Here is a 5,392-nt window from a genome sequence, read left to right as displayed (position 1 = left end):
CTGCAGAGACCGCGGTCTCCGTTGAGATGCTTGCTTATCAACAGAAGGAGTCGGTATATGCACTCCCGCGTGGGCGGAGCCCGGGTCACGACCCGTGGGGCGGCCGTCCCGCATCGAGGGGATCGGCCGGCCGCGCCCCGAGCCGAGCTTCGTGCCGTCCGTGATCGACACCATGATCCGTGTCCCGGACGCGGCGTCCGTCGCGGCCGCCCGGCACCTGCGCACCCTGACGGGCCTGCATGCCGGGCCGTCCACCGGCACGAACCTGTGGGGTGTCTGGCAGCTCGTTGCCGACCTCATCGCCGACGGCCGCACGGGCAGCATCGTCTCGCTGATGTGCGACTCGGGGAGCCGCTACGCCGCCACGTACGACGACGAAGCATGGCTCGCCCGGCAGGGCCTGGACCCCACGCCTGCGCTGGGCATCCTCGAGGGCTTCTTCTCGTCGGGCAGGTGGCCGGCGACGGGATCCGTCGCCTGACGCGTCAGACCTCGACGGTCTCGCGGACCGCGAGGTGGCGGAAGGACGTGCCGTAGCGCGAACCGAGGCGCGTCACGTGGCCCTCCACCATGCCGAGACCGGTCTCGTTCAGGAGGGCGTCGTGGATCTGGAAGGCGCGGGGCGCACGGACCGACGCCACGAAGTCGACCACCTCGGCCAGCTTCGACCAGGGCGCGTGCACGGGTACGAGGAGCGTGCCGACGTCCACGCCGTCCGGGACGATGAAGGCGTCCCCCGGATGGTAGACCGCTCCCACCAGGAATCCGACGTTGGCGATGACCGGGATCAGGGGATGGATCAGCGCGTGCTGGCCGCCGAAGGTCCGCACGCCGAAGCCCGCTGCCGAGAACTCCTCGCCCCCCGCCACGGAGTGGATCCGGTTCCCCGCGGCATCACCCAGGCCCTCGGTGACGGCGGTCGCGACACCCTGTGGCGCCCAGAGCTCCACCGAGGGGTCGGCCGACAGCACCGCGACCACCCGGTCCACGTCGATGTGGTCCGGATGCTCGTGCGTGACCAGGACGGCCGAGGCACCTGCGAGGGCCTCCTCGATCTCGGAGAACGTCCCCGGATCGATCACGAGCACGGAGCCGTCCTGTTCGAGCCGGACGCAGGAATGGGAGAACTTGGTCATCAGCATGCGCCCAGACTACCGGCGGCAGCGCTGATAATCTTGACTCTGGTCCAGGGCCTCCGAGTGCCCGCGGAAAGGGTATGACATGACGCCTGAAACGACATCCGAGGCAGTTCCACCGGCAGGACCCACCGCCCAGCAGGAGACACCGGCGCGGAAGGGGTCCGAACAGCGCGTCACGCGGCAGCGGGTCGCCGTCGGCGCTGCGCTCGACCAGCTGGACGACTTCGTGAGCACGCAGGAACTCCACCGGCTGCTGCACGACCGCGGCGAGTCCGTCTCGCTCGCGACGACCTACCGCATCCTCCAGTCCATGGCCGAGGACGGCCTGGTGGACGTCCTGCGCAACGGTGACAACGAGGCCGTCTACCGGCGCTGCGCCGTCGAGCACCACCACCACCACCTGCTGTGCAGGAACTGCGGGAAGGCCGTCGAGATCGAGGCGCCGGCCGTGGAGCAGTGGGCCGCGCGCATCGCCGCGGAGCACGGCTTCACCGACGCGGCGCACACCGTCGAGATCCACGGGCTGTGCCCCGACTGCACGGCGGCACGACGATCCTGACCTCGGAGGCGCAGCCCCGCGGGCTCGCCCCCGACAAGGAGCCCCGCTCCCGTCCCGGAGGCCCTGACGGCGTCGGTGCCGTCGATTACGCTGGAGGGGTGATGTCTTCCGACAGCTCCACCCCGTCCGAGGCGGACCCGACGCCCGCCGGCTCCCCGAGCGACCGCGCCGGCCAGGTCGATGAACTCGTCGACGCCGTGCGGCGCTACCGGAACGCGGAGGGCTTCATGCGGGGCCGGAGCCGCGATTCCATGCACCTCGGCAAGACGGACATGACGGCGCTGCGCCTCATGCTGCACGCGGGCCGGTCCGGGCATCCGCTCAGCGCGGCCGCGCTGGCACGCGAGCTCGAGATCTCCACCGCGGCCACGACCGTCCTGGTCGACCGCCTCGAGAAGAGCGGTCACGCCGAACGGCGGCGGAGCCCGACGGACGGCCGTGTGATCGAGATCTGGCCGACGGCCGCGACCGATGACGAGGTCCGCTCGACCATGGGCATCCTGCACGAGCGGATGATGGCGATCGCCGGCGGACTCTCACCCGAGGAATGCCGCACCATCGCGCGGTTCCTCGCCGCCCTGGGTGTCGCCATGACGACCCTCGAGTTCCCCTCCCCCACCCCGGCCGCCCACCAGGCCTGAGCGCCGTCGCGGAAATGTCCCGGCTTACCTAGATAGATTGACTACTAGTTGGTCTAAGATGTAGGCATGAAACCTTCGGAGGCACGGCAGGGAGCGGGCTACTGGTATCCCCCGTCCGACGAGGGCGGGACCGGGCAGGCCGCGACGGGTGTCGACGTCCTCAATGCCCTGAGGGCCTACCGGACGGTGGAGAGCGGCCTTCGCCGCCGCCTGAGCCAACGGCTCAACATCAACGAGACGGACCTCGGAGCGCTCCGCCACCTGCTCGGCGTATGGCAGCGGGACCAGGGCGCCAGCCCCAAGGACCTCGCCCTCGCCCTCGGCATCTCGAGCGCGTCGACCACCCTGGTGATCGACCGGCTCGAGCGGGCCGGCTTCATCCGCAGGCGACGTCATCCCGTGGACCGTCGCGCCGTCCTCCTCGAGCCCGGCGACAAGGCGACCGACGATTTCCGGACGGCCTTCGACATCGAGAAGCGGGGTGTCCTGGCCGCGGCGGACTCCCTGACCAGCGAGGAGACCGAGACCGTCACCCGCTTCCTGCGCAGCATGGAGCAGGCGATCGCGGACGCCGTCAGCCAGCCGGACCGGACCCAGGAGCCCTAGCTCAGGCTCCCTGCCGCCCATCTCCCGCAGCTCGGACTCTCCCGGACGACAGGACTGCTCTCCGCGACCTGCGGGCGGTGCGTCGCGACCCGACCAGGCGGCACACCAGGTAGATCGCGAAGGAGATCGTCGTCACGTAGGGGCTGATCGGGATCCGCCCTCCGAGCGCGAGCAGGATCCCTCCCACCACGGAGGTGCAGGCGAAGACCACGCTGAGGAGCACGACGAGCCCCGGTGCCGAGGTGACCTTCAGGGCCGCGGCGGCAGGCGTGATGAGCAGGGCGAGGACCAGGAGCGCGCCGACGACCTGGATGGACAGGGCCACCGAGACACCCAGCAGCACCATGAAGAGGATCGACAGTCCCCGCACGGGTACGCCGCGGGCCTCTGCGAGATCGGCGTCGGCGCTGGCGAAGGTCAACGGCCGCCAGATGGCGATCAGCGCGACGATGACCACGACGGCGCACCCCAGGAGCAGGTTCAGCTGCACGTCGTCGACCGAGACGATCTGGCCGGTGAGCAGGCCGAACTTGTTGGCCGCGCGCCCCTCGTACAGGGCGAGGAAGAGGATACCCAGGCCGAGCCCGAAGGGCATGACGACGCCGATGATGGAGTTCCTGTCGCGCGCACGGATGCCCATCAGCCCGAGGACGAGGGCGGCGAGCACCGATCCGACGAGGGAACCGGCGACGACGTTCGCACCGACGAGGAGCGCGAAGGCGGCCCCGGCGAAGGAGAGCTCCGCGATGCCGTGGACCGCGAACGCGAGGTCCCGCATCATGACGAACGTCCCGATGAGCCCGCCCAGCACGCCCAGCACGGCTCCGGCGATCAGGGAGTTGCGGACGAGCGGCAGCAGCTGCGCGTAGTTGTCGAAGGTGAAGACGGCCTCGAGGATGTCCTGGACGTCCATGCCTACACGCCCTCGTGGTGGTGCGTGGTCGCGTCCGGCAGTCCGACGACGACGATCCGGCCGTTGCTGTGCAGGACCTCGACCGGGCTGTCGTAGAGATCCGACAGGACCTCGCTCGTCATGACCTCCGCGGGCGAACCGACGCGGAACCTGCCGTCCGCGAGGTAGAGCACGCGGTCCACGTAGTCGATGATCGGGTTGATCTCGTGGGTCACGAACACCACGGCGCTGTGCCTCTCGTGGCACTGCCGGTTGATGAGCGAGCTCACCGCCTGCTGGTGGTTCAGGTCGAGCGACAGCAGGGGCTCGTCGCACAGGAGCACGCGCGGATCGGTGGCGAGCGCCTGGGCCGCCCGCAGCCGCTGCTGCTCACCGCCCGAGAGGAGCCCGACGGGCGCATCCGCGTAGGACGACGCACCGACGTCGCGCAGGAGGCCGTCGACCAGGTCGCGGTGGCTCCGGCTCCGCATCCGCACTCCCCACCGATGGCCGTCGATGCCGAGTCCCACGAGGTCGCGGGCCCGGAGCGGGGTCTCGGGCGGGAAGGACTTCTGCTGCGGGATGTAGCCCAGGGTCCTGCTGCCGCGGGCGATCGGCCGGCCGTCGATGGTCGCCGTTCCGGAGTCGAGTGGCTGCAGTCCGAGGAGCACCTTCAGGAAGCTGGTCTTCCCCGATCCGTTGGGGCCGAGCACGGCGAAGAACTCGCCCGGCATCACGTCGAGGTCGAGGTCCTCCCACAGCGTGCGGCTGCCGAAGGAGAGGGCGGCGCCGCGCAGGCTGATCGCCGGCCTGCCCGCCGCGCCGTGCGGGGAGCGTGCCGGCCGGGAGGTCGTCGGGGTCATGCGGGGCGGCTTCCAGTCTGTCGGGGGTGGAGTACCGGGTCGAACCGGCGGAGGCCCGACCCTGTCGTCGCGGTGGTCCTCAGGATCGGAGGGCGGCCTCGATGCTATCGGTGTTGGCCGTCATCCAGGAAATGTAGTCCTCGCCGTCGGGCAGCGTCTCGGTGAAGTCGAGGACAGGGAGTCCCGCCTCGTCGGCAGCGGCGCGGACGGCTTCGGTCTGCGCCCCCTCCGTCTGGCCATTGTAGGCAAGGAAGGCGAGCGTGCCGCCGGAGACGAGCGACTTCATCTCCTCGAGGACCGCCACGGGCACGTCGGTCTCCTCCTCGATCGCCTCGCCGAACTCCTCCGGCGTCCCGTCCTCGAGGCCCGCGGCTTCGAGGAGGTACGCCGGCACCGGCTCCGTCACGGCCACGACGCCGCCGGGTCCCTCCGCTGCGAGGGCTGCCAGCCGGTCCTGGACGGACTGCAGTTCCGTGATGAAGGCGTCGGCCCGGTCGCGGTACGCGTCCGCGTTGGCCTCGTCCAGCGTGCCGAGCTCGTCGGCGACGGCGTCGGCGAGCTTCGCCATGGCGGGCAGGTCGTACCAGACATGTTCGTTGAAGCCCCCGTGCCCGTGCCCTTCCTCCCCGGCGTGCTCGCCCTCGTCGGCGTGTTCCTCCGCGGCACCCTCGTCGAGTCCGGAGAGCTCGACG

7 protein-coding genes and 1 pseudogene are annotated in these 5,392 nt (G+C 70.6%); 4 read left to right on the top strand and 4 right to left on the bottom strand.

Features of this window, described 5'->3' with window-relative positions; translation table 11 throughout:
- Positions 1-64: 64 nt before the first annotated feature.
- Positions 65-481, top strand: a pseudogene (locus CVO76_RS14925) (PLP-dependent cysteine synthase family protein); the annotation flags it as partial.
- 4 nt (positions 482-485) lie between these two features.
- Here CVO76_RS14925 and CVO76_RS14920 read toward each other — a convergent pair.
- The gene (locus CVO76_RS14920; protein ID WP_208739953.1) at positions 486-1,142 is read right to left on the bottom strand and encodes an MBL fold metallo-hydrolase; all 657 of its coding nucleotides are present in this window, start codon (positions 1,140-1,142) and stop codon (positions 486-488) included.
- A gap of 79 nt (positions 1,143-1,221) precedes the next feature.
- Here CVO76_RS14920 and CVO76_RS14915 point away from each other — a divergent pair, with 79 nt between their 5' ends.
- The 3 genes from CVO76_RS14915 (at position 1,222) to CVO76_RS14905 (ending at position 2,945) form a co-directional block, all read left to right on the top strand.
- The gene (locus CVO76_RS14915) at positions 1,222-1,698 is read left to right on the top strand and encodes a Fur family transcriptional regulator (protein ID WP_133080871.1); all 477 of its coding nucleotides are present in this window, start codon (positions 1,222-1,224) and stop codon (positions 1,696-1,698) included.
- Positions 1,699-1,799: 101 nt separating this feature from the next.
- On the top strand, positions 1,800-2,339 hold the full coding sequence (locus CVO76_RS14910) for a MarR family winged helix-turn-helix transcriptional regulator (protein WP_133080872.1): 540 nt from the start codon (positions 1,800-1,802) through the stop codon (positions 2,337-2,339).
- A 66-nt stretch (positions 2,340-2,405) separates the two neighbouring features.
- On the top strand, positions 2,406-2,945 hold the full coding sequence (locus CVO76_RS14905) for a MarR family winged helix-turn-helix transcriptional regulator (protein ID WP_208739952.1): 540 nt from the start codon (positions 2,406-2,408) through the stop codon (positions 2,943-2,945).
- Between the two features lies 1 nt (position 2,946).
- Here the strand turns inward: CVO76_RS14905 and CVO76_RS14900 are convergent, their stop codons facing one another.
- From CVO76_RS14900 to CVO76_RS14890, 3 genes are all read right to left on the bottom strand, one after another.
- On the bottom strand, positions 2,947-3,858 hold the full coding sequence (locus tag CVO76_RS14900) for a metal ABC transporter permease (protein WP_133080874.1): 912 nt from the start codon (positions 3,856-3,858) through the stop codon (positions 2,947-2,949).
- 2 nt (positions 3,859-3,860) lie between these two features.
- The gene (locus CVO76_RS14895) at positions 3,861-4,700 is read right to left on the bottom strand and encodes a metal ABC transporter ATP-binding protein (protein WP_208739951.1); all 840 of its coding nucleotides are present in this window, start codon (positions 4,698-4,700) and stop codon (positions 3,861-3,863) included.
- Positions 4,701-4,779: 79 nt separating this feature from the next.
- A partial coding sequence (locus tag CVO76_RS14890; protein WP_208739950.1) for a metal ABC transporter solute-binding protein, Zn/Mn family occupies positions 4,780-5,392 on the bottom strand: 613 nt, incomplete at its 5' end.

Source organism: Arthrobacter agilis, from assembly GCF_002953615.1.
Lineage (GTDB): Bacteria > Actinomycetota > Actinomycetes > Actinomycetales > Micrococcaceae > Arthrobacter_D > Arthrobacter_D agilis_B.
The sequence above is the reverse complement of the archived record's forward strand: the minus strand, read 5'-3'. Positions and strand labels throughout refer to the sequence as shown.

What these genes read in the sequence shown, in the direction of transcription:
- CVO76_RS14920 (WP_208739953.1), bottom strand. Translation starts at nt 1,142, where the DNA reads ATGCTGATGACCAAGTTCTCCCATTCCTGCGTCCGGCTCGAACAGGAC.
- CVO76_RS14915 (WP_133080871.1), top strand. Translation starts at nt 1,222, where the DNA reads ATGACGCCTGAAACGACATCCGAGGCAGTTCCACCGGCAGGACCCACC.
- CVO76_RS14910 (WP_133080872.1), top strand. Translation starts at nt 1,800, where the DNA reads ATGTCTTCCGACAGCTCCACCCCGTCCGAGGCGGACCCGACGCCCGCC.
- CVO76_RS14905 (WP_208739952.1), top strand. Translation starts at nt 2,406, where the DNA reads ATGAAACCTTCGGAGGCACGGCAGGGAGCGGGCTACTGGTATCCCCCG.
- CVO76_RS14900 (WP_133080874.1), bottom strand. Translation starts at nt 3,858, where the DNA reads ATGGACGTCCAGGACATCCTCGAGGCCGTCTTCACCTTCGACAACTAC.
- CVO76_RS14895 (WP_208739951.1), bottom strand. Translation starts at nt 4,700, where the DNA reads ATGACCCCGACGACCTCCCGGCCGGCACGCTCCCCGCACGGCGCGGCG.